The sequence below is a fragment of the Epilithonimonas pallida genome (assembly GCF_900182975.1).
GTDB lineage: Bacteria > Bacteroidota > Bacteroidia > Flavobacteriales > Weeksellaceae > Epilithonimonas > Epilithonimonas pallida.
This window is the reverse complement of the sequence record NZ_FXUO01000001.1, coordinates 493,051-517,978: the sequence shown is the minus strand read 5'-3', so window position 1 is coordinate 517,978 and position 24,928 is coordinate 493,051. Positions and strand designations below refer to the sequence as shown.

The following is a 24,928-nucleotide window of genomic DNA, read 5'->3' as shown; positions in this document are numbered from 1 at the left end:
TTTAAAAGTTATGTTGTACTTAATTTTTTTGCCATCTCATGGGTCATTTCTTCGGCATAAGTACCATAGGCATCAACAAGTACGCCTTTATTCTTACCATCATTGGACGATATGGCATAAATCACGGCATTGTTATCAGGACTGCTGTCGAGGCTTTCAAACCTATGAGTTTCCGTAACCGTAAAATCTTCCGGTTTTAGTTTCAGGCTCCTTGACGCACAGTACAGGCAGTCCGGCAACAGACTAAAGTCCATACTGTACCCACGCTGTCTTAGGTCTTTAAGCGCCTGCACCATGTCATTGTACTGTATCATAGCTTTCAGACCTGTTATTTAATGGTTTCAACGGTACTACCGCAGGTAAGCATCTGTGAGCCGTAGTATGGATTTTTAACAGCATTCTCTTTACTTAGCCAATTGGCTCCCTTACCTCCATTGTACATAGGGCAGTGCTGGTAATAAACGGGGGTGTCCTGTTTAGACACTTTGGCAAGTGTGTAGATGCTTTCCGAAAGTGCCGCAAAAGCACTTCTTTGTTTTGCAACATCTTTTGATTTTGAAATGCTTTCCGCATTGGCCGTCAAATCCTGCATCACTTTCATCCAAGCCGTATGTTCCTCTGCCGATAGCTTGTTCATATCGACTGCTTTAAGGGATGCAGCCAATTCAGCGGCTTTGGCAGATGCGGTCGCCGCATCGATTTTTATCAAAGCGTCTTTCACTGAAAAGTAGTTGTCAAATACAGCTTTCAGTTGTGATTGGTTTTGGGCTGCATCTTTGTTAGCGGGTGCTGCCATTTGGCTATGGTCGTGATTGCCATGTCCGGCATTCATGTCCATTCCCGCCTCCTTGTTTTTGGCAACCGTCTTTACTGGTCTATCATACTGGCAGCAACCAGCCAGTTTAGCATATACGTCATCCGGCGCACGGAACTTCTCACTGTCATAACCAGCCAAAGCGATACGTTTCAGGATTTCATCCTGATTTGTTTTGTCGCCGTCATACGTGAGCGTAGCCATCTTGGTATCTTTGTTCCAGTCCACGCTGGCTACCTTTTTTACGTTACCTGCTTTTTCGATGGTGGTTTTGCACAGACCACAATTGCCGTAAATCTTTACGGTTTCCGTTTTCGCATTCTTGATTTGTGCAAACACGTTTATTGATGATAGTAATACGGCGATTACCATCACTATTTTTGATAATGATTTCATAATAATATACATTTTCGGAAAAGGGGTATTAGCAAACCCATTTCCCTTGAATTTTAAAATAAATAGTACAAATAGGGGATTTGCAAAAGCCGGAATAGCTTTTGACAAGGCACACCTATGGCTATCAGGCCATAGTTTTAGCTTATTTTAGGAGGTAGCCAAATGAAGAAAAATCCCGAAGAATAGTAGGCTTCCTTGAAACCTAATTTTTGCTTTTTAACTTCAGCAAATGGATTTTTAGCTTTTAATTCGATTGGGATTGGTAAGTATAGGGAGGTCGTTGAAGCACTGCATCTGCAAGAGCTATGTGAACAACCACCATCGCAGTTGCCGCTTTTGCATTTTTTGCAGGATTTGCCCTTGCAACCTTTTTTATGTTCTGATTTTTTGGATTTCTCTTTTGAGCAGGAAGACTGTTCGGTCTTTGTTGAATTTTTGGAACAGGCATAGCTCTGACTTGGTATCATAAAGAAAACCAGACAGAAGAGTGTCAAAATGCCTATATGTATTCTATAATTTTTCAACTCAACAAAGTTACAAATAAGATTGGTTTTTTATATTGTTTTTACAATTTTTTTTGCTATATAGGCAAAATTTCTCTATACAAACAAACAATGTTACGACCACAACAAGACATCCTCTTTCTTCAGGATTTGATGAAATGCCTTTTTCAGCAACCCAACCTTCAGAAAATTCGGTCGGAAAAAGGACATTTCAAAATGTAGTTGGCTTAGGCATTCAAAGGTTCTATTTTGAAGCCTGCCTTTTGTACGGTCGATATTACTTCCTGCTCGGTAATGCCCTCGGACTTCACTGTAAGTACCTTGTCCTTGTTGGCCGTGTCCACTTCCCAATGGCAGATGCCCTCTGCCTTGTCCAAGTGCGGCTTTACAGATGCGATACAGCCGCCGCAATTGATGTTCGTCTTGAATTGAAATTGTTTACTTTCCATTGTTTACAAATTTTAGAGTTATCTGATAATGCAAATTTCCGTACTATTCAGTTAGTTATTGTTGTGTAATTTCTTGTTTGATTTGTGAGATTTACTGTTTTATTTCTTCCACTTCAACCGCAGGCTGTTACTGACCACGCTCACGCTGCTCAATGCCATTGCCGCACCCGCAATCATCGGGTTGAGCAGGAAGCCGTTAACAGGGTAAAGGATGCCTGCCGCTACCGGAATGCCGATTACGTTGTAGATAAACGCCCAGAACAGGTTTTGCTTGATGGTGGCTACGGTCTGTTTGGACAAGCGTATTGCCTGCGGTATCTTGGTCAGGTCGGACGAAATGATGGTCATCTTGGCTACGTCCATTGCGATGTCGCTGCCTTTGCCCATTGCGATACTTACATCGGCTGTTGCCAATGCGGTGCTGTCGTTGATACCATCGCCCACCATTGCCACTACCTTTCCTTTACTTTGCAGTTCTTTCACAAAGTCGGCTTTATGCTGTGGCAAAACTTCGGCTTTGTAATGCTTGATGCCTGTCTGCTCCGCAATGGCTTTAGCGGTAGCTTCATTATCTCCGGTCAGCATATACAGGTCAATGCCCATTTCCTGCATTTCCCGGATAGCCTGCACCGATGTTTCCTTAATCTTATCGGCGATAGCGATTACAGCAAGAGCCTTTTTGCTGTTTGCAAACCAGATAACGGTTTTAGACTGTTTGCCCCATTCTTCGGCCTGGTCTTGTAATTCTCCGGCAATGGCAATGTTGTTTTCTGCCAATAGCTTTTTGTTGCCTACATAATAGGTTTCGTTATCATGGTCTGCTTTTGCGCCTTTGCCCGTAATGCTGTCGAACATGGATAAAGAGGTGGTCGCTACATCGCCAAGATGCTTCACTACGGCTTCTGCCAATGGATGCTCGGATTGCTTTTCGATGCTCAAAAGGATTTCTTTTGCAGTGTCCTCATTGTTCAGCCATTTAATGCCCGTTACCTGTGGTCTTCCCTCGGTGATGGTTCCGGTTTTGTCCAAAACGATGGCATTTACTTTTTTGGCCAGTTCCAAACTTTCGGCATCCTTTATCAAAATGCCATTTTCAGCACCTTTACCAACGCCTACCATAATAGCGGTGGGTGTCGCTAAGCCTAAAGCACAGGGGCAGGCAATGACCAATACCGTAACGGCTGCCAACAGACCTTGAACAACCCCGTTTTCGCCTCCCAAAATCAACCATAGCGTAAATGTCAGGATGGCAATACCTATCACTGTGGGAACAAAGATGCCCGCAATCCTATCGACCAGTTTCTGTACGGGTGCTTTGCTTCCCTGTGCATCTTGCACCCTTTTGATGATGTGGGCAAGCATGGTTTCTTTGCCCACTTTTACCGCCCTGAACCGGAAGCTGCCTTTTTGGTTAATCGTTCCTGCAAATACTTTTTCTTTTTCTTTTTTCAATACAGGTACAGGCTCACCGCTTAACATGCTTTCGTCCACATACGAATTGCCCGATATGACCATGCCGTCTACCGCAATCTTTTCACCGGGCTTTACGAGTATCACATCGCCTGCGCTTACGTCTTCGATAGCGGTCTGCTTTTCCGTTCCGTCCGCCTGTACCACGATGACCGTTTTTGGCTGCAAGCCCATCAGCTTCTTAATGGCTGAAGAGGTGTTGCCTTTGGCTCTTTCTTCCAGCAGTTTTCCCAAGAGGATGAATGCGATAATAACGGCAGCCGCTTCAAAATATACGTGAGCATGCAGTCCCCGTTGATGCCAAAAGTCGGCAAACAGCATATTGAAAACACTGAACAGGTAGGCAATACCTGTACTCAATGCCACCAGCGTATCCATATTGGCGGAACGGTGCTTTGCCTGCTTCCAAGCGTTTACAAAAAAATCCCTGCCCAACCATATTACAACGGGCGTGGAAAAGAGCCACATTATCGGGTCTGCATAGGGCATATCCATAAAGAACATTCCTATGATTACCACGGGCAGGGAAAGGATAATTGCCCAAATGGTCTTGTTTTTCAAGGTTCGGAATTTCTTTTCGTGGATGCCTTCGAGCCTTTCCTGCTGCTTGGTTTCGTCTTCAATCAATAGGTCGTAACCTACTCCCTGAACCGCTTTTTGCAGGGTGGAGGCATCGGTCATATTGGGCAGATATTCCACGGTAAGATTGCCCGTTGCAAAGTTCACGGAAGCATTAACTACTCCCGGTTGGTATTTCACAATGCTTTCGGCACTGCCCGCACAGGATGCACAGGTCATGCCCAATACCGGAAAAGCACTTTTAACCGTAGGAACTCCGTAACCTAAATCTTTAATTGCCTTAACAGCCTCGCCTACGGTTTCATTGCTATCTACTGTAATCACTGCCCTTCGGTTGTTCAGCTCTACTTTATGGGTTTCTACGCCTTTTACCTGTGCCAATCCCTTTTCAACGATTAATGCACAGTGTTCGCTTTCTACATCCTCCAATGGAATGTATATATTTTCTCTGTTTGTCGCCATATTTGCCTGCTTTAATTTACAATACAAAATTGGCTATTATATTTATGGGTACTGGTGTGAAATTTTGGATTTGATTTGTAAGATTTACTTACACTTTATCCAACGGTTTTCTTTTATCCTCTTTAATCTGTTTGAAATGGCTTGGTGTTAGCCCGGTAACTTTTTTAAACTGGTTACTCAAATATGCCACGCTCGAATAATTTAGGCGGTTCGCAATCTCACTTAATGTCAACTCATCGTACACCAACAATTCTTTTACTTTTTCAACCTTTTGGGCGATAAAGTATTTTTCAATGGTCGTACCCTCTACCTCCGAAAACAGATTGGACAGGTAATTGTAATCGTGGTGCAGTTTATCGCTCAATACATCCGAAAGATTGATTTTTACATCACTATCCTGATGGTGTACCAGGTCAATGATAATGTTCTTTATCTTTTCTATTATCCTGCCTTTTTTATCGTCAATTACTTCAAATCCTAATGGCTCTAAAGTTTTGGACAAATTCTCTTTTTCCAGAGATGTTATTTCTTTGGAAAGAATAACTTCGCCCAGTTTTATATTTTTAGCATCTAATCCCAGTTTTTCCAATTCGTTTTGTACCACCATAATGCAACGGTCGCAAACCATATTTTTAATAAAGATTGTATTCATATTTATTTACTGACTACGTTTAGTATTTAATACATAAGCAATAAACAAATTTACAATTTAAGTTTAATTACTCTGACTTCTTGCCAAGAGGAATAAAGCCTGTGTACATATATACTTACTGTTTTTCATCTTGTTCGTCCATTTTCTTTATCAGTGCTTCACACAGCCTGTCGAGGAATTTCGTTCGGTTTATTTTGCGGGCTTAAAGTTCCATAAACGTATGGTAAAAGTCGCCTAACTCAATATTGAAGGCATCTTCAAACGTTTTGGCTATCAATTTTATTTCTGTATTCCCATTGTTAAATGCACCGTGGGGGTACAGTGCATAAATGAGTTCCGTGAATGCAGTTTTGCTTGCTGTCCATTTCAACGAATTGTCTGAAACCTTTTTAACGTTGATGTTATTTAACCTGTCTTCCAAATATACCTGTATCAGGTCATTAGCAATTATCTTGGCAACCTTATAATCGTGCGAAGTAGAAAAGCGATGGTCTGCCTCAAAATAAAAAGTGTCTAACCATAGTCTTATATCGTGCTTGCCACGTACAAAAAATTGTTCGTCAAAGAAAGAATTATTGCTACGGTAATATTTATAAAAATCAAGGTTATTTTCAAAGAACCTTTTTAGCTTTTTCAGTTCTTTGACAAAATATTTCTTGTACGCTTATTTCCATACGGTTTTCTCGTTTCGATTTTATAGATGGCATTATAATAGATGAGCTTTGAAACGATAATTGGCTTTTGATATTTAAAAAAGCGAATTTCTTCATCAACATTCTTAAATCCTCTTTTTAAAATATATTTTTTTACGTCGAATAAACATTTGATAATAAGTTGTATAACTGCTTCAATGCGTTCTATCGAACAGTCTGCTTCAATCTCAAATTCTTTGATTTCGTTTTCCAGCTTAGCCAGCGTTTCGTTATAAAATTTATCCATCCGTTATCCTAAATCTATTTTTTAAACAATAATAGAGAAGCCCAAATACTGTCATATTTGAAAGAAATTTGCATTTTCGGGTTTCTCTTTTGGAACTTTGGTTTTTGCTCGATACAGAACTAATAAGTCCATTTTTAGTGATAGGGATAGATATAATAGTGTCTAATTTTATGTATATCAAAGCAATAAGACACAGAGCTAAAAAATATCCCAAAAAGTATCATAAAGAGCGAAGGTCTTTTCTTCTTCTTCGACAAATTGACATTTGAGGGTTTAGAAGCTCCGTATCTTTTGTACGGAGGTACTTTTTGATAACTTTTGCCTTTCTTACGCATTGTCTGTTTTATTCATCATTAGGATGACCTAATCTTAAAATTTCATCCGCTGTATCCTTACCGCATTTAATATTGCCAATAATGCAACTCCCACATCTGCGAAAACGGCTTCCCACATTGTAGCTAATCCACCTGCGCCCAGTACTAATACGACACCTTTTACTACAAACGCCAATGTGATGTTTTGCAACACTATTTTCTTGGTTTGTTTACCAATATTGATTGCCATCGGAATTTTACTCGGCTTGTCATCTTGGATTACTACATCGGCAGTTTCAATAGTGGCATCACTTCCTAAACCGCCCATTGCCATACCTACGTCGCTCAAAGCTACTACAGGCGCATCATTCACTCCATCGCCAACAAATGCTACGGTTTCGTTTTTGGTTTTTATTTCTTTTACTTTATTTACTTTGTCTTCTGGCAACAAGTCGCCGAAGGCATTATTAATTCCCAATTTATCAGCAACAAATTTTACCACGGTGCTTTTATCTCCACTCAACATTGTAGTTTTTACGCCTAATGTTTTTAGTTTGTCAATTGTAATCTGTGCATCTTCTTTAATACTGTCGGCAATGGTAATGTAGCCTGCAAATTTTCCATCGTAAGCAATGGCGATTAAAGTGTAAACAATCGTACTTGGGTCTAAATCATAACTGATATTGAACTTGTCCATCAATTTGAAATTACCTACCAATAATTCTTTTCCGTTTACGTTGGCTTTTAAACCGTGACCTGCTATTTCTTCTGTGTTTTCTAATTTTAGGGAATTGTCAATTTCTCCTACATATTGATGAATGGCTGTGGCAACAGGATGTGTACTTTGACTTTCTAAGGCATTTACCAATTTCAGAATTTCGTCTTTATTTAATTCAGGTTTCAAATTAACTTCCTGTACTTTGAAAACGCCTTCGGTCATTGTTCCGGTTTTATCCATCACAACATTCTGAATACCTGCAATCACATCTAAAAAGTTACTTCCTTTGAATAAAATCCCATTTTTTGAAGCGGCACCAATTCCACCAAAATACCCTAAAGGAATACTGATAACCAAAGCACACGGACAAGAAATAACCAAAAACACTAATGCTCTGTATAACCATTGACTGAACAAATAATTATCAACAAAAAAGTAAGGAACAACAGTAATAAGCACTGCTAATAACACAACAATTGGTGTATAGATTTTTGCGAATTTTCTGATGAATAACTCTGTTGGTGCTTTTTGTGCAGTAGCATTCTGAACCAATTCCAAAATCTTTGAAAGCTTGCTATCGGTATATGCCGTGGTTACTTTTACCTGTGCAACTGTGTTTAAATTTATCATTCCTGCTAAAACAGTTTCGCCTTTGGTTTTGGTGTCGGGTTTGCTTTCGCCAGTTAATGCTGCGGTGTTGAATGCTGCCGTTTCGGATAACAATTCGCCATCCAATCCTAATTTCTCTCCGGGTTTTAATTGAATGATATTGCCGATGCTTACAGTTGCTGCTTTTACAGTTTTAGGTTGGTTATTTTCTAAAATCGTTACTTCATCGGGTCTTTGGTCGAGCAGGGTTTTAATGTTGGCTTTGGCTCTTGTTACGGCTAATGTTTGGAACACTTCGCCAACGGCGTAAAACAGCATAACGGCAACACCTTCTGGATATTCGCCAATGGCGAAAGCTCCGATAGTGGCAATGCTCATCAATAAAAACTCTGAAAATACATCGCTTTTGCGGATGCTCTCAAATGCTTCTTTAATTACAGGAAATCCAACAGGTAAATAGGCTATTGCATACCAAATAATTCTTACCCAACCTGTAAACCAGGATTGCGGTAGCCAATTATCAAAAGCAATAGCAATCATCAGTAAAACAAAACTGATAATGGCAGGTAAAAACATTTGAAACGTAGATTTGTCGGTACTTCCGTGGTTGTGACCGTCATCATCGCTGTGTTCGTGGTTGTGACCGTCATTGTTGTGATGCTTTTCTAATAATTTTTTAGCATTAGCATCGGTATATATTTTTTCTTCCTGTGGTGTGCAGCAAAGCTGTTTGCCTTGTGCATCGTATTTATGTTTGTGTTCCATTAGAGTAGTCTTTTAGTTGTTTTTTTATAAATTAAATATTGTTCTCCGTGTTGTTTTTCCAAAAACTCTTCTTCCAGTCTTATCTGAATTTGAATAACGATATAGGTAGTAAGCATCAGGAAAAATGTAAGTGTATTGGGTAGTATAAAAAATATTCCTGCAACACTGATTATCATTCCCAAAAAAATCGGGTTCCGGCTGTAAGAGAATAATCCTTTTGTGATTAATTCGGTTTTGTTATTTTCATCAATACCGACACGCCAACTGTTACTCATTTGATATTGCGCTACTGAAATCCATAGTAATGAAAGGTGTATCAGTATTAATGCAATGATTAAAAACACGTCTTTCATTAAATAAGAAATCGGCACTAAATATTGATATATTTTATCGCTGAACGAATAGATGAATACCGCAACGAAGAGCAATGCTATCAATACCTTCATCACAAAACCGATATAATCGTGTGCATTATCTGTTTTGCCAAAAGTTACGGGATTGATACCTGTTTGCTTGTAGGTGCGGTATGATGGCAGCACAAAAGCTACCATCATATACAACACCAAATACACCGGCAAATAAAATTTTAACCAAACCATAGCGTTCAATTTTTAATGTTCGTGACCACCTGCATTGCTTAGTTTTGCATTGACGAAAAACGCACCTTTAACTACAATTTTAGCATTGGCAGGAATTTCATTTACAAAAGTTACAGCGGTGTAACCCATATCAGATACGCCTTTCAGCACTTCTACCTTTTCAAAATTCTTAGCCGTTTTATCTTCTTTATGGTCTTTTTCTTCGCCCTCTTTGTGGTCGCCTTCTTTTTCGCCTTCTTCGTGATGGGCTTCTGCTTCTTTATTGGTTTGTACAAAAATGTAGTATTTACCATCGGCATTTACAATCGCATCATTGGGTACAGCTGGAGTTGTTACATTGCTAAGACTGACAATACCAGTGATGTTCATTCCATCAATTAAACCACTTTTATTACCATTTACACGACAATGAACGGCGATGGTTTTGCTCTCGTTTTCAAAGGATGAACCAATGCTGAAAACTGTAGCATCATACTCAGCAGTAGGATTATTGGTTAAAGTAAAATGAATAGTTTGTCCAACTTTTACCTGTGGTAAATCTTTTTCAAACACCTGTAAATCTAAATGCAATGAACTGTTATCTACAATTTCGATAACCGGCGAAGAAACATCTACATAACTTCCAATTTTGGCAAAAACGTTGCTAACCGTACCATTCAGCGGACTGGTTACGACCAATGCGGATTTTAAATTTCCGTTTGATACCGAACCTGGATTGATGCCCATTAATTGTATCTGCTGTTGCAAGGAAGCTCTGCGGGTTCTTAAACTGCTTAATTCGGCAGTAGCACTTTGCAGATTTTTCTTTGCACCTGCATTGCCTTCATTCAGTTCTTTTTGCCTTGCTAATTCCTGTTCTGCAAACGTAATTCTGCTTGCTGTACTCAAATATTCTTCCTGCAATTGGATGAACTGCGGATTGGCAATGGTTGCAATAACCTGACCTTTTCTTACATAATCTCCAATTTGAACTTTCAGTGTTCTTATCACACCGCCATACAAAGAAGTGGCGTTGGCTTTATTGTTATTGGGAACTTTCAGATTTCCGTTTGCTTTGATGGTTGCTGTTAATTCCTTGTGTTCAATGGTGCCTAATTGTATGCCTACCGTTTTTATTTGTTCTTCGGTAAGTGTGGCAATGGTTGGCGTTTCTTCCTCGTGTGGTGCTTCTTCTTTTCCTGCAGTTTTGGTTTCGGCAGATTTATCTTCTGCTTTCTTATCATTTTTACAGGCAGAAAAAGCAAATAGTAAAACAGCTATGGCTGTCATCAACGTGATTTTTTTTATATTGAATTTCATTTGTACTTATTGATTGATGAATGAATAAATATTGATTACAGATTGGTTGACCTGCTGAATGCTTTTGAGGTAATTCAACTGAATATCGGTTGCGGTTTGCAAAGCAAAAAGATATTCTACATAACCGATGTCGCCTGTTTTGTAACCCAATTGTGCCGCTGAAACAATTTCTTTAGCATTAGGCAAAGCTTCCTGCTGAAAATAATTGAACTGCTTCATATCCTGCTGGTATTGCAACAAAGCATTTTGTATTTGTGTTGCCAACGTTTTCTGTTGCTGTTGTGCATTGGCTTCGGCTGCTTGCTTTCTATAATCCAAAGATTCTATCCTTGCCTTTGTAGCACCGTAAGTAATGGGAATTGCAATGCCGATGTTTACAGAATTAAACCGGTTTCCGCCATTGAAAAACTTCTCAGCTCCATTCACATTTTGAAAACCAATTAAAGACTGATTGACATACCCAATCGTAAAATCGGGTAAACCTTGTGCCCGTTCTACTTTTTTGGTTTTTTCCGCAATAACTGCTTCCTGATACAAAGATTGAATAGCAGGATGATTGGCTACTGCATCATTGTCCAGCAAATTACTGATTTGTAAAGGTTGAAAAATTCCATTTTCTACAATGATAAAATCTTCTTTAGCATTCATTAATGTTTTCAGACTGGCAACTGCATTATTTAATAACACTTCATTCTGTTTTAACAATAAATTGATTTCCCCTTTCTTAGCTTCTGCTGTACTTATATCCACTTTTTTAGTATCACCAGTTTTGTATCGAAGCTTTGCAATGCCAATAAAATCACCATATAAGCTGTCCAATTGTTGCAATTGTTTTTGATTGTGTTGCAGGTACAGGATTTGATAATAATACGTTCGTACCTGATTTTTTAATTCTAAAACACTTAGGCTTTTCTGTATTTCTTTACCTTTTATTTCTGCATTAATCAATTGCTTTTTTGCTCCAAATAATGAAGGAAATGGAATTGTTTGTGTGACCTGAAAAGACTGGTCGAATTTTGTACTATTATATTGACCCAATTGTGCGTTAAAATCGAGTTTTGGTAATTCTCCGGCTGTTTTTTTCAAAACTTTACTCGCCTCAATTTCCAAATCAGATGCTTTAATACTTTGATTATTTTGTAGGGCAATATTTATCGCATCATCAACACTTGATAAATGCTGAGTTTGTGCATTTGCTGTAAAACCTACCAAGGATAGTAGCAATACAATGATAGTTGCAATGGGTTTCACTTTGAATTTTCTTTTTAAATTAATTTTTGAATTAAAAATGATGTAGAGTAATGGCAGAACGAACAACGTAAGGAAAGTTGCCGTAAACAAACCACCAATTACTACGGTTGCTAAAGGTTTTTGAACTTCTGCACCTGCGCTGCTGCTCAATGCCATTGGTAAAAATCCTAAACTGGCAACAGTTGCGGTCATCAATACAGGTCGAAGTCTTATTTTTGTCCCTTCGATTACTCGTTTGAAAATATCTTTCATTCCTTCTTTTTCCAATTGGTTGAAAGTGCCTATCAATACAATTCCGTTAAGAACGGCTACACCAAACAAGGCGATAAAACCAATTCCCGCACTGATGCTGAAAGGCATTCCACGAAGCATTAAAGCCAAAACGCCACCAATCGCACTCATCGGAATTGCGGTAAATATTAAACCTGCTTGTTTGAAGGAACGGAACGTAAAATAGAGCAATACAAAAATCAATAACAAAGAAATCGGAACGGCTATCATTAATCTGTTGCTGGCTTCTTTCAGATTTTCAAACTGACCTCCATACGTGAAATAATATCCAGGCGGTAATTTTACCTGAGCATTCAATTTTTGCTGAATTTCTTCTACCACACTTTGCACATCTCTGCCTGCAACGTTGAACCCGATTACAATTCTTCTTTTTCCTGCTTCACGACTTATTTGCGCCGGACCTAATTTATAATCAATCGTAGCAACTTGCGATAACGGAATTTGATTGCCTGTAGAAGTTGGTATCATTAAATTATTTACATCTTCGATACTGCTTCTGTAAACACTATCTAACCGAACAACCAAATCAAATCTTCTTTCATTTTCGAAAACCACACCTGCACTTTTCCCTGCAAAAGCGGTACTTACCACGTTGTTTACGTCTTCTACATTAATTCCATAATTGGCTAAACGAGTTCGGTCGTATTCTACATTAATTTGTGGTAATCCACTCACACGTTCCACCTGCGGAGCTCTAGCGCCTTCTACGGTTTGGATAACTTTGCTTACTTTATCGGCATTCAGCGCCAATGTATCTAAATTTTCGCCAAATATTTTTACCGCCACATCTTGCCTGATGCCTGTCATCAATTCATTGAAACGCATTTGTATTGGTTGGTTTTTTTCAAAAAATACGCCAGGTATTGCTTCTAATTTTTGGTTGATGGCATCGGCTAATTCATCGTAAGTTCTGCCACTTTTCCATTCGCTTTGAGGTTTCAGCAAAATCATCATATCGGTTGCTTCGGGCGGCATTGGGTCGGTTGGTACTTCTGCTGCTCCGGTTTTACCTACAACCATTTTTACTTCATCAAATTGCTTGATAATTCTTGAAGCTTGCATTGATGTTTCGATACTTTGGCTTAATGAACTTCCTTGTGGCAAAATGCAGTGAAAGGCAAAATCGCCTTCCTGCAATTGTGGTATAAATTCGCCACCCATTCTGCCAAATAAAGATAATGTAAAGGCAAATATGGCAACGGTAATTCCCACTAACCAATATTTTATTTTAATGGCTTTTTCTAATAATGGTTGATACATTTTTTGCAACCAATTCATCATTTTATCTGAAATGTTTTCTTTATGCATTGGCTTTTTAGACAAAAACAAAGCACACATCATCGGGATATAAGTGAGGGATAAAATCAATGCGCCAAATATTGCAAAACCTACTGTTTGCGCCATCGGACGGAACATTTTCCCTTCTACACCTACCAACGTTAAAATAGGAATGTAAACAATCAAGATAATGATTTCGCCAAATGCTGCACTGCTACGGATTTTAGAAGCGGATGTAAATACTTCATTATCCATTTCCTGTTGAGTAAGTTTTTGTGTGGATTTTCGTAACCCTAAATGATGCAAAGTAGCTTCCACAATAATTACTGCACCATCTACAATTAAACCAAAATCTATCGCACCCAAACTCATTAAATTGGCACTCACGCCAAACACATTCATTAAGGCTAAAGCAAACAGCATCGCTAAAGGAATAGCAGAAGCTACAATCAATCCTGCTCTGAAATTTCCTAAGAAAATAACCAATACAAAGACGACAATCAATGCGCCTTCTATCAGGTTTTTTTCTACGGTACTCATTGCTCTGCCTACCAAATCGGTACGGTCTAAATAAGGTTCGATGATAATATCGTCGGGTAAAGATTTTTGAATAATGGGTAGTTTTTCTTTGATACGATTGACAACCTCGTTACTGTTTTCGCCTTTCAGCATCATTACCACACCGCCCACTGCATCTACTTCGCCATTGTAAGTCATTGCGCCATATCTTACCGCACTTCCAAATCTTACATCGGCTACATCTTTAATAAAAATGGGAATACTGCCACCGTCATTTTTTACACTGATATTTTTCACATCATCTAAGGAAGTAACCAAGCCAATTCCACGGATGAAATAAGCATTCGGTTTTTTATCAATGTAGGCACCGCCTGTATTTTGATTGTTTTTTTCTAATGCTGTAAAAATATCAGTAACACTTACACCCATTGCTCTAAGGCGGTTTGGGTTCACGGCTACTTCATATTGTTTCAGCTCGCCACCAAAACTGTTGACTTCGGCAATTCCGGGAGTTCCGTATAATTGTCGGGCTACAATCCAATCCTGCATTGTACGCAGTTCTTTGGCATCGTATTTTTTCTCGCTTCCTTTTTTAGGATGGATGATGTATTGATACACTTCGCCCAAACCTGTACTTATGGGAGCGAGTTCCGGTATACCAATTCCTTTCGGGATTTTTTCTTCGGCTTCTTTTAATTTTTCATTGATTAATTGCCGGGCAAAATAAATATCTACATTGTCTTTAAATACAACCGTAATTACCGACAAACCAAACCTCGAAATACTCCGTGTTTCCTCTAAATCTGGAATATTTGCAATACTTTGCTCAATAGGAAAAGTTACTAATTGTTCTACTTCTTGTCCCGCCAATGTGGGACAAACCGTAATTATTTGCACCTGATTATTGGTAATATCGGGTACGGCATCAATGGGTAGTTTTGTGGCGCTCCACACTCCCCAAATGATGAGTAACAAGGTCATTATACCAACGACAAGCTTGTTCTTGATACTGAATTTTATAATATTATCTAACACGTATTTCTGTTTAATATTTTACAAAAAATATACTTGCCACTTGTGGTAAGCAGCCAACAGATTTATCAATGTCTATAGAATGGAAAACGTACTATTTGCCCATTATCACAAAAGCAAAGGCTTTATGAATTTATCTGAAACAAACAGGAAAACTTAAATGGATTGCACATATCATTAGCAAATGAATGACAGGAGCTTCTTCAGTTAAGGCTAAACATCAGCCATCAACAGCATTTGGAAAATCTGTAAAAATTAAACAGTAAATTTGGGTGGGTTCCAGATATTTCCTTGGTAGCGGGAAATTAAATTGTAATCACGGATTGTGAATTTTTTTGTAGAGAAAGCTACTTTAGGTTGCTTGATTTCAAAAGGCTTGAAATTGAATGACCCGATGCTTACACTGCAACAACTGCAATAGCAAAAAGGACTGCAATTGTCGTCGCTATCCTGGTTATGTTCGTGAGCTTGGGCGGTTTCAATTTTAGGAACGGTATCTTCACACTGATTGCTTGCATCGCTGCAAGGCAACGCTGCGAGTACCATCAGGTAAAAAGTCCATATTGTGAGAAACCATTTCATTAGGGTACAAATATAGAAAAATAATTTGTGCAATCGGATTGCAAAGTTTCAGATTGTTTTAATTGCATCTGTCACACCTTCCTTTGAGAACCAAATTGATACCTTCTAATTTAAAATTTTGAGGAAGATTAATGCTCGGTATTTCTGCATCTGTAAGGCAAAAAGTCCGTTTGCATTGTGAGCAATGGAAATGCGTGTGCTGCTCCGAAGGATTACAACTGCAACCGGATTGGCAAAGTGCATATTTTACAACACCTGTTCCATCATCAATGGTATGAATAAGTTTATGCTCTAAAAATGTTTTTAAAGTTCTAAACAAAGTGACATTATCTGCATTTTCAAACAGTTCTGCCAATTCTTTATGACTAATGGCATATTGCTGTTTCAATAATTTTTCTACTACCAACAAACGCATTGCTGTGGGCTTTATATTTCTTTGTTGTAAAACATTTTCTAATTCAGTCATTGTCATTTATTTTCACCAAAACATATCCAATTATTTATTAAATATCCAGAGAAATCTGCATTCTCTCGGACGAGGTTGCTTCCAGTTTGTCAACAGCATTTTTTGTCTTGTTGTATTGGAGGACAAGGAACAGTCCCGTAACTGCAATACACACAACAATCGCCTTGCAATGGTTTTAATCTCGTCTTGCAATTTTCACATTCATAAAAATATTGGCAAGCATCTGTCGGCATTGTTTCCTCTTTTTTGTATCCGCAGTTTGGACAAGTTATTACTGATTGTAATTTAATTTCCATTATGATATAATTTTACTTTTTATTGATTTATAACCTGTCGAATTGATAGCTTTTTCAATTTCTATAATACTTGTTTGTTTGTTGTCAAACTTAACAATGGCATTGCCTTTCTCATAAGAAACCACAACTTCCACAATTCCTTTTAGTTTACTAACTTCCGTTTTAACGTGGTGTTCACAACCTGAACAAGTCATCCCTTTGATTGTAAACTCAACTTTCTGAATTTTGGAAGTTTGGGTAATAATTGCTTTACTTTCGGTCTTTGGAAAAAAAATGTGAGCATAAAGCGGAAATGATAAAAGTAAAGCCGCCATAACGGTAATAATTCCTAAAAATGATTTTGTTTTCATAAAGTTTGATTTTTCAGTTGTTTCACAGTTGCAGTCAATTTTCTTTTGCGGTTTCAATTTTTGATACCAAGCAAAAGCAAGCACTAAAATAGTTAACCCGATAAAATATGGACGAAAAGGTTCGAGCCAAGAGAAAGTTGAAGCAAGTCCACTTGTTCCTGCTATGAGAGCCAAAACAGGTGTAATGCAACATAATGAAGCTGCTATTGCTGTCAAAAGTCCAGTCCCAATTAGTTTTCCGTCCGTTACCATATTGTTTCTAAATTTTTTTTATCGTCAAGTATTTTAAAAAATGGGTCCAACATTTTCTCATACTCTTTTGTCAATGAGTAAAAAATGGTTTGCGCCTCTCTTTCGGTTTCAATAAGCTTTCGGTCTTTAAGTTTTCTCAAGTGCTGAGAAATCGCTGAAATTGTCATTCCAAGAATTTCACTCACATCACAAACACAAAGTCGTTTTTCTTCATAAAGAAGAAACAGAATTTTCAGTCTTACATTGTTTCCAGTCAATTCAAGTGCGTTCGACAAATAGTCAAACGAACTGTGGAGTTCCGAAACTCTTTCTTTACAGCGATTGATTTGTTTAATGTCTGCCTGTTGTCGTGTACAAGAAGTATTATCCATAATGCAAATGTAACTAATTTGTTTATTTAAGCAAATGCTAAATTATGAGTATTAAAATTTGGCATTTTATATGTTGACGTAATGGTGCTGTTACTTTTAATTCTTCTAACAATATATTAATGGAAAAATCACAAAAATATTTAGTATAATCATTCTTTCTGCACCAAATGCTGTAAGTTAGGGTCATTCTTGATACGCTCCATTTCACTAACAACAATATTCAGAATGTCTGATTTTATCTGCTTGTAATTGTTTTCTATTTCCTGCTTCATCTTATCCTCGCCCTGCTCATTTACAAAAGATAAGATTTGCGGTATTTGCTGATAGGCTTTGCTTTCTGCCGCTACCTTTTCATTGTCCACTACAACTTCGGCGTGAAATATTTTCTGCTCAATACGTTCATCGAAGTTATCCGATACAGAACCGACAAACATACCTTGTGTAAGCGTTGAAATTTTCGATGCAGGAATAAGGCTGTCCAACTGTGTTGATATGGAGGTAGATTTATCGTTGCGGTTAATCGTCATACTTTGGCGTTTCTGCAATACTTTTCCAAAGCGTTCCGAAAGGCTTTTTGCCGTTTCGCCAACAACCTGCCCACTGAAAATATTCCCAACGGTATTCTGGATAACCTTTGCTTCCTTATCGCCATAGTCACGTATTAATTGCGAAAAATCCTGAAATCCCAAGCATACCGCTACCTTATTGCTACGGGCAGTTGCAATAAGATTGTCCAGTCCCCTAAAATAAATCGTGGGCAGCTCATCTATGATAACCGAACTCTTTAATTGCCCTTTTTTGTTGATGAGCTTTACAATTCTCGAATTGTATAAACCCAATGCTGCGGAGTAGATATTTTGGCGGTCGGGATTGTTACCTACACACAAAATTTTAGGTTCTTTGGGATTGTTGATGTCGAGCGTAAAATCATCCCCGGTCATTACCCAATACAATTGCGGGCTAATCATTCTTGACAAAGGAATTTTTGCCGATGCAATCTGTCCCTGTAATTGGTCTTGCGCTCCGCCTTGCCAAGCATCCATAAACGGAGAAAGATAGTTTTCCAAATCGGGGTATGACGTTAAAATCGTGAACACGTCCGAATACTTTTTATTCAGCAATTCAATGGCGTGAGGAAATGTACAATACTTGCCATCTTCGTAAATTTTCAAATACCAAATAATAGCAGCTAAAAGAATAATCGGGCTTTCCACGAAAAAATCCCCTTGTTTCTGTATCCACGACCTGTTGAGGTTCAGCATTATGGTATAAGCTGCTTCATAAGCATCCGAAATGTCCGTCATAAAGTCGGGGTTCAACGGATTACAACGGTGGCTCTTGCGTGGGTCATCGAAATTTATCACGTAAAATTTCGGCTGAACTTTGTATTTATCCCGATGCTTCAGTAAGTGATTATAGGCAATAGTCGAAAGGTCGTCAAACTTGAAATCGTAGAAGTACATACTAAAGCCTTTCTCAATCTGTTGCTTGATGTAATTGTTTACGATCGCATAAGATTTTCCGGAGCCGGGTGTTCCCAATACGATAGATGCCCTGAAAGGATTGACGATGTTAATCCAACCGCTGTTCCATTTTCCTTTGTAGTAAAACTTGGTGGGTAGGTTCACGGAGTATTCGTTTTCCATCAGCTTGGTTTCCTGTTGAAAGCTTTCGTTTTCACTGTTGAAGACATCATTCATCAAGTTATTTTTCAGTAACCCGTTCATCCAGACTCCCGCGAGCATAAGAAGGATATAGCCTAAACCCGTAGAAAATATGTATAGGTAAGCAGAGGCTTTCGACGATAGATTTAGCTGATAGGTATTGAAATAAAAGATCAGTACACCCGATATAAGTGCAGTGTTGATTTTTTTCCATGTAATTTTTTCATTTTTTACCCCTTTTGTACCCAGACAGCTTAAACCTAATAATAGTGTGGCAAATAATTTTGAATAGATGGTATGGGAGAAAAGACCTGCAGTCCTGTTAAAATTATGTAAAATTGTATTGATAATTTGCAGCGTCCATCCCCGTTCTTCGAAAAAGCCGTAGCAAAACCAATATAAATGCATCAATACTACTAAAATACTGACTGCTCGCATCAAAGCCATAATCTTGGCCAAGCCACGTAGATCATCTTCTCCTTGCATCTTTTATTGTTTAATTCTGAACAAGATAGCAGGTGATGTATTAGTTATCTAACTATGGACACCAGGAGGCTTGTTGGGCATTGCATGGCATTGCCTGTCTTTTTGACTTATAAAAAGTGCTATAAACAGGATAATGACTAAGGCTATTCCAAAAAGAAAAATAGCTTAACGAATTACATCAACATTTGATGATAACTTCCCTTTAAGTGACAGTAAAGCCTCATAACATATGACATTACGATAGGACAAGAATTATGTTATATCATTTTTTTCTCAATCGCTTTTTCTTTCTTCTCATCCTTTTTTCAAAATCAATTTCCTCATAATCTTCTTCCTGTGCCGATGGTAATAGGCCGCCTACTGCTTCCAATAAATCTTTAGCAGACTCTGTATCCATCATATCAAAAAAGCGATCCAATATTGGTTCAGGAAAATTTGTATCATTCGACGAACACGATTTTTTATTTGTCTGTTCAGTTCCTTTTTCATCCGGTTTAAGATTGTTATTCCAGAGCTCGTTGAATGCATTGGCTGAACATTCCTTTCCCAAACGTGATCCATTCCATACCGTTTTCGACCGATGATCGATAAAAGTTATTCCGTAGATTCTTCCTACATCATTTTTACGGATCATGATATCAATGCCTTCTTTCTGTAATTTTTTTGTGAATGATTTTTCATCGTTGGAAGATTGTAATGCCAATAAAATTTTTTCTTTTAGTTTATCTCTCTCAGAAAGACTTTTCATTTTTGCCTTGAAGGATTCAAAGTGCTTTTCCAATGAATCAAGACCTGCCTTTTTGCCAAACAGCGATGCTTTAAAGGGATTTCCTGTTTTTTTACCATTACGGTCTGTTGGAAAGTACATTAAACCTCTTTGCAAATAACCGTTCATTTCTCCTTCCACTTTTTCTGCGGCAATATTGTAAAGAGAGAGCAGTGCATTGTATTCACTAAGGGACTGAAATTGATATTGAGAAGTGATGTTTCTTACCACTGAGGCTATCTGACTTTTGACATCGCCTCGCTTATAATCAACAGCTTTAAAAATTTCACTTTTTAATTTATTTTCTTTTTCAATAGCTGATATTAATCCGAATTGCTCTTCCAGTTTACGGCTTACTTTCATCGAACGTACTTTTTCGAATTTGTCGGAGATCTTTTTACCATCCTCATCCACGCATACAGAGACAATATGAATATGACTTCGGTCTATATCCGTATGTTTAAATACAACAAACGGCTGTTCTCCATAGCCCATATCTTGCATATATTGCAGAGCCATTAGTCTGTATTTCTCATTGGAAACATTGTCTTTAGGATCCGGATTTAAAGAAATATGCAGAGTATGTTTTTCTGTATTACGGTTTGCTAATAGGTAAGGTTCAAATGATCTCGACAATTGAGCAACAGAATATTTTCCATCAGCTGTTTCAATCATTTTATTGGTTAATAATATTTCACCTTTATCCTTTTCCATTTTTGAATTGTTGTAAGATAGTGTACCAAAAAGATTACTGCTTCTTCCAATTTTTGCAATCATATTACTTCGGATTTTTCAAATATTTTTGATCAAATTCTTCTGTCAACTGTACCACTTTTTTAAAAATTTCGATCATTTCCAAAGTCTGTCTTTCCATTTTATACAGGATAGCTGCTGCTTTTTTCTCGGAAAGATTGGTGTATAGTAGTTTAACCATCTGATTGTAATTGACCCCTATAGCCCTAAACTGGCTGTGAAACGAGGTTAGTCTCATATAGAAATCCCCCGTGCCCTTATCCACTTTAATGGTTTTGATCGTCTTTTCGAAAATACAGGCTGTTATAAAATGAGCCTTCACGTTCATTCCCGACTGGTTAAAAAGTTCAAGAAAGCGGGAATGTTCCCGTTCATTAAATGATATCGTATATCGAATCTTGGCAGGATCCGCCTTTGGACGGCGTCCTGTCTTTTTCTTTGATTTACTATTATGTTCACTCATCATCTGTCCAATTAATTTTTAAAACATCGACTTCGGAGGTTGTTTTTCTGCCCCCTGCAAGGGCAAGTTGTTTTGAGCATCCGAAAACGTTTCGAGATGCTCAAAACACAACTTGCCCCTTTCGGGTGAAAGGATAGATCTATAATAGGATAGATTCAATCCAGCATACAGGCTCTTCCTATGTGAAAAGGTTTAGATCATTAATCCACTCAATCACCCTTTGACAAAGTAAACCACAATGCTTCACAGATTCTCTGATGTTCATAAAGCCAAACAAAACCACTGCAAGACAAAGACAACCACTTAGAAGATGAGTGCAGCCTGATGTTATTTATTTGTACAAGAAAGTTGGCAGGACTGATGGCTGGCAAAATTGTTTGAGATGTTAAAGACAAACATTCTAGAATCCAGGAATTCAAGCTTTCCGGATATCCGGAGTTCACATAGGATAGGGGTCGGTCAGGAATTATAACCTGAGGTAAGTATAGGATTCTTTCAAGAAAGAACAAATGACCGATTGAAAGATTACCCAAATTCCTGAAGTCAGATATGCACTCAGTTGTCCGAGATTTCAAGACAGATGGAAGCAGCGCAATCCTTCTCGCTATCAGCCATTCTAAAAGTATCATTTACTAATGTTTAACTATAAAATCAACAAAAATGGAAACAAAAAAACAACCAACAATCATTACCTTTTCCACTCAAAAGGGAGGGGTGGGAAAAAGCACCTTCACAACACTTTTGGCGAGTATTCTTCATTATCGTTTGGGTTATCAAGTCGCAGTGTTCGACTGTGACTTTCCGCAGTATAGTCTGATACAGATGAGGGAGAGAGATCTTAAAGCAGTGATGCAAAATGGGGTATTAAAAAAAATGGCTCATAAGCAATTTACAACCATCAATAAAAAGGCCTATCCTGTGTTTCAGAGTAAGGCCGATACGGTCTTGGAAGAGCTGGAAGCGTATGTTGACAATTCCGAAGTTGTACCGGATGTCGTTTTTCTGGACCTGCCTGGAACGGTCAATACGGCTGGGATCTTGAGCACTCTTGCCAATGTCCACTACATCTTTTCTCCTATCACAGCAGATAGGGTCGTTCTTGAAAGCACCCTGAGTTTTACGGATGTCCTAACCAATGTCCTAATGAAAAAAAAACATACCGAGATCAAAAGCATACAGCTGTTCTGGAACCAGGTCGATGGCAGAGAGAGAACACCATTATATAAAAACTATGAGAAAGTGATCAAAGATCTGGGACTTCAATTAATGGAAACATCTATCACAGACAGTAAGCGATTTCGTAAAGAAGGGGAAACGGTCGCCAAAACCGTTTTCCGTTCAACACTATTACCGGCAGACTGCAAGTTGATGATGTTATGTCGGCTCGACCAGTTTATGGAGGAATTTTTAAGAATTGTAAAATTGTGAAAAGATGGACACTGATATAAAGAACAATGAAGACAACAATATCGATGAACAATATTTGATGTCTATCATGGCTGGCAGCACAAAGAAGGAAACGCAGAATCATGAACTTGATTCTGAAAAGGACAAGCCGCCTGCGAAGCAAAGAACAAAGAACAAAAAAAGTACTGAAATCACCTACGCTGAGCAGTTTCTTACCCATCATACAATGACCAAACGTGGTGATAAAAGTATCTACATTCGACCTGAATATCATGAAAGACTTTCCCGGATCATCCAGATCATTGCCGAAGATCAGATCCCTTTATATGCTTATCTCGATAATATTTTGGCATACCATTTTGAAACGTTTGAAAAAGAGATCACCGATGATTTCAACAGCAAATACCGTCCAATCTTTTAATTTATCATCGTATGGAACAATTAATCATAATAGGGCTATTATTACTTATCATCCTACTACTTTGGGATAAGAAGTATATCAATCAGCATCATAAGGAAAAAAGTGCCGAGGCTCACCCAGCTTTGTCCTCTGTTATGGGAGAAATAAAGAAAGAAGAGAGAAAACCAGTGCCATCTGATGTCGATCAAGTCCAGGGCGAATCTATCGTACCAAAAGGAATTAATTTTGATTTAGAAACCAAGGAGGAGGTATTTGAAAATACGGCTTCAAAGAAAGTACTTGACGAGATACTGGTCAAAAATAATGATTGGGAAGACGAGGAAGAAGACTGGCTGTACCAAGATGATTCTAAAACAGAAAGCGGGTTTGCCACAGGGGTTACCTTTCAGGAATTGAGTACTGCGGGACAGCTGCTTCAGCAAGATTTGCTGGAGCCTGGCTTAGAACAGCAAGCGGTCAACATAATTCAGAAAATTCAGGGAACCGAGCTTTTTGATCTTTTAGAAAATTCATTAGGTGATGCATCAAAGCGAGTTGCTAATTTACTGAGCCAGAATATTCCGAATAAAGATGAGGATATTTCTTTCAAGCGTAAAGATGATGCAAAAGGTTTCGACATTGGGGAGTTTGTCTAGGCAAATTCCCCTTATGTTTTATATAAGCTCAGTTAAGTTAGCATTACCATAGTATTTTTTCTTAAGCCAGAGACTTACTTTAACCAGCAGTATCAGCACTGGTACTTCTACCAGTGGCCCAATTACCCCAACAAATGCTTGTGAAGAATGGATTCCAAAAACTGCTATAGCAACAGCAATAGCCAATTCAAAATTGTTTCCTGTTGCTGTAAAAGCAATCGATGCATTTTTATCGTACGGTACTTTCAATGCCTTACTAATAAAAAAGCTGATGAAGAATGTAAGAACAAAGTAAATTACTAATGGGATTGCAACTTTAACAACGTCCATTGGTAGCTCTAAAATTTTGTCTCCCTTCAAACTGAACATCAATACTATGGTAAATAGTAAAGCATACAAAGTAATAGGTGAGATAGCCGGAATGAATTTTCTATTGAACCACTCTTTTCCTTTTAATTTGATCAAAAAATAACGGCTCAAAAATCCCGCAATAAAAGGAATTCCTAAATAGATGAATACACTATCGGCAACATCTTTCATCGGTACAGCAACATTGAAATTACCTAAGCCCAGTTTTTGTGGTAGTACATTAATGAAAAGCCAAACATAAAAACTATAAAATACTAACTGGAAAATACTATTTAATGCGATCAGCAGAGCTGCATACTCTCTATTACCCTTTGCTAAATCGTTCCAGACAATTACCATTGCAATGCATCTTGCCAAACCGATTAAAATTAAACCAATCATATAGTCTGGCTCATCTCGCAGAAAAATGATTGCCAACACAAACATTAAAATAGGGCTGATGATCCAATTGAGTAGCAAGGACACTGACATTACTTTTTTGTCTTTAAAAGCCATTGGTAATAGAGTATAATCCACTTTTGCCAAGGGTGGATACATCATTAAAATTAAGCCTATTGCCAAAGGAATATTAGTTGTTCCGACAGACAAAGAATTAGTTACAGTAGAAATATCAGGAAAGAAATATCCCAACCCAACACCCAAAAGCATTGCTAAAAAAATCCATAGGGTAAGAAAGCGGTCGAGGAATTTTAATTTTGGCTGCATCGT

At 38.1% G+C, this 24,928-nt stretch carries 23 protein-coding genes and 1 pseudogene; 3 read left to right on the top strand and 21 right to left on the bottom strand.

What is annotated here, in order from left to right; translation table 11 throughout:
* Nucleotides 1–8: 8 nt before the first annotated feature.
* The 20 genes and pseudogenes from QOL71_RS02250 to QOL71_RS02155 all read right to left on the bottom strand — a co-directional run bounded on the left by QOL71_RS02250 (nucleotide 9) and on the right by QOL71_RS02155 (nucleotide 22,017).
* A complete protein-coding gene (locus QOL71_RS02250; protein ID WP_283415349.1) occupies nucleotides 9–254 on the bottom strand; it encodes a phosphoribosylpyrophosphate synthetase in 246 nt (81 codons plus the stop codon).
* Between the two features lie 74 nt (nucleotides 255–328).
* Nucleotides 329–1,210, bottom strand: a complete 882-nt coding sequence (locus QOL71_RS02245) for a DUF3347 domain-containing protein (protein ID WP_283415528.1) — start codon at nucleotides 1,208–1,210, stop codon at nucleotides 329–331.
* 244 nt (nucleotides 1,211–1,454) lie between these two features.
* Nucleotides 1,455–1,658 carry a hypothetical protein gene (locus QOL71_RS02240; RefSeq protein ID WP_024566626.1) on the bottom strand — a complete coding sequence of 68 codons (204 nt, stop codon included), beginning with the start codon at nucleotides 1,656–1,658 and terminating at the stop codon, nucleotides 1,455–1,457.
* Between the two features lie 282 nt (nucleotides 1,659–1,940).
* Complete coding sequence (locus QOL71_RS02235; protein WP_283415348.1) at nucleotides 1,941–2,162, bottom strand: heavy-metal-associated domain-containing protein; 222 nt, start codon at nucleotides 2,160–2,162, stop codon at nucleotides 1,941–1,943.
* A gap of 99 nt (nucleotides 2,163–2,261) precedes the next feature.
* The gene (locus tag QOL71_RS02230; RefSeq protein WP_283415347.1) at nucleotides 2,262–4,673 is read right to left on the bottom strand and encodes a heavy metal translocating P-type ATPase; all 2,412 of its coding nucleotides are present in this window, start codon (nucleotides 4,671–4,673) and stop codon (nucleotides 2,262–2,264) included.
* A gap of 88 nt (nucleotides 4,674–4,761) precedes the next feature.
* Nucleotides 4,762–5,325 carry a helix-turn-helix domain-containing protein gene (locus tag QOL71_RS02225; RefSeq protein ID WP_283415346.1) on the bottom strand — a complete coding sequence of 188 codons (564 nt, stop codon included), beginning with the start codon at nucleotides 5,323–5,325 and terminating at the stop codon, nucleotides 4,762–4,764.
* Between the two features lie 115 nt (nucleotides 5,326–5,440).
* Nucleotides 5,441–6,264 (bottom strand): annotated as a pseudogene (locus tag QOL71_RS02220) (RteC domain-containing protein).
* A gap of 369 nt (nucleotides 6,265–6,633) precedes the next feature.
* Nucleotides 6,634–8,670 (bottom strand): heavy metal translocating P-type ATPase, encoded by a 2,037-nt coding sequence (locus QOL71_RS02215; protein WP_283415345.1) that lies wholly within the window; start codon nucleotides 8,668–8,670, stop codon nucleotides 6,634–6,636.
* A complete protein-coding gene (locus tag QOL71_RS02210; protein ID WP_283415344.1) occupies nucleotides 8,670–9,269 on the bottom strand; it encodes a methyltransferase family protein in 600 nt (199 codons plus the stop codon). The genes QOL71_RS02215 and QOL71_RS02210 overlap by 1 nt, the downstream gene beginning before the upstream one ends.
* Nucleotides 9,270–9,281: 12 nt before the next feature.
* Complete coding sequence (locus QOL71_RS02205) at nucleotides 9,282–10,568, bottom strand: efflux RND transporter periplasmic adaptor subunit (RefSeq protein ID WP_283415343.1); 1,287 nt, start codon at nucleotides 10,566–10,568, stop codon at nucleotides 9,282–9,284.
* Nucleotides 10,569–10,574: 6 nt separating this feature from the next.
* A complete protein-coding gene (locus QOL71_RS02200; RefSeq protein ID WP_283415342.1) occupies nucleotides 10,575–14,942 on the bottom strand; it encodes a CusA/CzcA family heavy metal efflux RND transporter in 4,368 nt (1,455 codons plus the stop codon).
* A gap of 252 nt (nucleotides 14,943–15,194) precedes the next feature.
* A complete protein-coding gene (locus QOL71_RS02195; protein WP_076782016.1) occupies nucleotides 15,195–15,521 on the bottom strand; it encodes a DUF6660 family protein in 327 nt (108 codons plus the stop codon).
* A gap of 58 nt (nucleotides 15,522–15,579) precedes the next feature.
* On the bottom strand, nucleotides 15,580–15,987 hold the full coding sequence (locus QOL71_RS02190) for a Fur family transcriptional regulator (RefSeq protein WP_076782015.1): 408 nt from the start codon (nucleotides 15,985–15,987) through the stop codon (nucleotides 15,580–15,582).
* An 89-nt stretch (nucleotides 15,988–16,076) separates the two neighbouring features.
* On the bottom strand, nucleotides 16,077–16,283 hold the full coding sequence (locus QOL71_RS02185; protein ID WP_071840018.1) for a GDCCVxC domain-containing (seleno)protein: 207 nt from the start codon (nucleotides 16,281–16,283) through the stop codon (nucleotides 16,077–16,079).
* Complete coding sequence (merTP, locus tag QOL71_RS02180) at nucleotides 16,283–16,885, bottom strand: mercuric transport protein MerTP (RefSeq protein WP_034735081.1); 603 nt, start codon at nucleotides 16,883–16,885, stop codon at nucleotides 16,283–16,285. Before merTP ends, QOL71_RS02185 begins: the two co-directional genes overlap by 1 nt.
* On the bottom strand, nucleotides 16,879–17,256 hold the full coding sequence (locus QOL71_RS02175) for an ArsR/SmtB family transcription factor (RefSeq protein WP_024566613.1): 378 nt from the start codon (nucleotides 17,254–17,256) through the stop codon (nucleotides 16,879–16,881). Before QOL71_RS02175 ends, merTP begins: the two co-directional genes overlap by 7 nt.
* Before the next feature lie 149 nt (nucleotides 17,257–17,405).
* Nucleotides 17,406–19,406: a conjugal transfer protein MobC gene (gene mobC, locus QOL71_RS02170; RefSeq protein ID WP_283415341.1), complete on the bottom strand. Its 2,001-nt coding sequence runs from the start codon at nucleotides 19,404–19,406 to the stop codon at nucleotides 17,406–17,408.
* Nucleotides 19,407–19,668: 262 nt separating this feature from the next.
* Nucleotides 19,669–20,949: a conjugal transfer protein MobB gene (mobB, locus tag QOL71_RS02165; RefSeq protein WP_283415340.1), complete on the bottom strand. Its 1,281-nt coding sequence runs from the start codon at nucleotides 20,947–20,949 to the stop codon at nucleotides 19,669–19,671.
* Nucleotide 20,950: 1 nt separating this feature from the next.
* A complete protein-coding gene (gene mobA / locus QOL71_RS02160; RefSeq protein WP_283415527.1) occupies nucleotides 20,951–21,388 on the bottom strand; it encodes a conjugal transfer protein MobA in 438 nt (145 codons plus the stop codon).
* A gap of 209 nt (nucleotides 21,389–21,597) precedes the next feature.
* Entirely contained in the window at nucleotides 21,598–22,017 is a 420-nt protein-coding gene (locus QOL71_RS02155) for a hypothetical protein (RefSeq protein WP_283415339.1), read from the bottom strand.
* 31 nt (nucleotides 22,018–22,048) lie between these two features.
* Between QOL71_RS02155 and QOL71_RS02150 the strand changes: the two genes are divergently transcribed.
* The 3 genes from QOL71_RS02150 to QOL71_RS02140 are packed head-to-tail and all read left to right on the top strand — an operon-like array spanning nucleotide 22,049 to nucleotide 23,851.
* Nucleotides 22,049–22,816: a ParA family protein gene (locus QOL71_RS02150; RefSeq protein ID WP_283415338.1), complete on the top strand. Its 768-nt coding sequence runs from the start codon at nucleotides 22,049–22,051 to the stop codon at nucleotides 22,814–22,816.
* A gap of 4 nt (nucleotides 22,817–22,820) precedes the next feature.
* A complete protein-coding gene (locus tag QOL71_RS02145; protein WP_283415337.1) occupies nucleotides 22,821–23,216 on the top strand; it encodes a DUF3408 domain-containing protein in 396 nt (131 codons plus the stop codon).
* 11 nt (nucleotides 23,217–23,227) lie between these two features.
* Complete coding sequence (locus QOL71_RS02140; RefSeq protein ID WP_283415336.1) at nucleotides 23,228–23,851, top strand: hypothetical protein; 624 nt, start codon at nucleotides 23,228–23,230, stop codon at nucleotides 23,849–23,851.
* A gap of 18 nt (nucleotides 23,852–23,869) precedes the next feature.
* Here the strand turns inward: QOL71_RS02140 and arsB are convergent, their stop codons facing one another.
* Nucleotides 23,870–24,925 carry an ACR3 family arsenite efflux transporter gene (arsB, locus tag QOL71_RS02135; protein WP_283415335.1) on the bottom strand — a complete coding sequence of 352 codons (1,056 nt, stop codon included), beginning with the start codon at nucleotides 24,923–24,925 and terminating at the stop codon, nucleotides 23,870–23,872.
* Nucleotides 24,926–24,928: the final 3 nt, after the last annotated feature.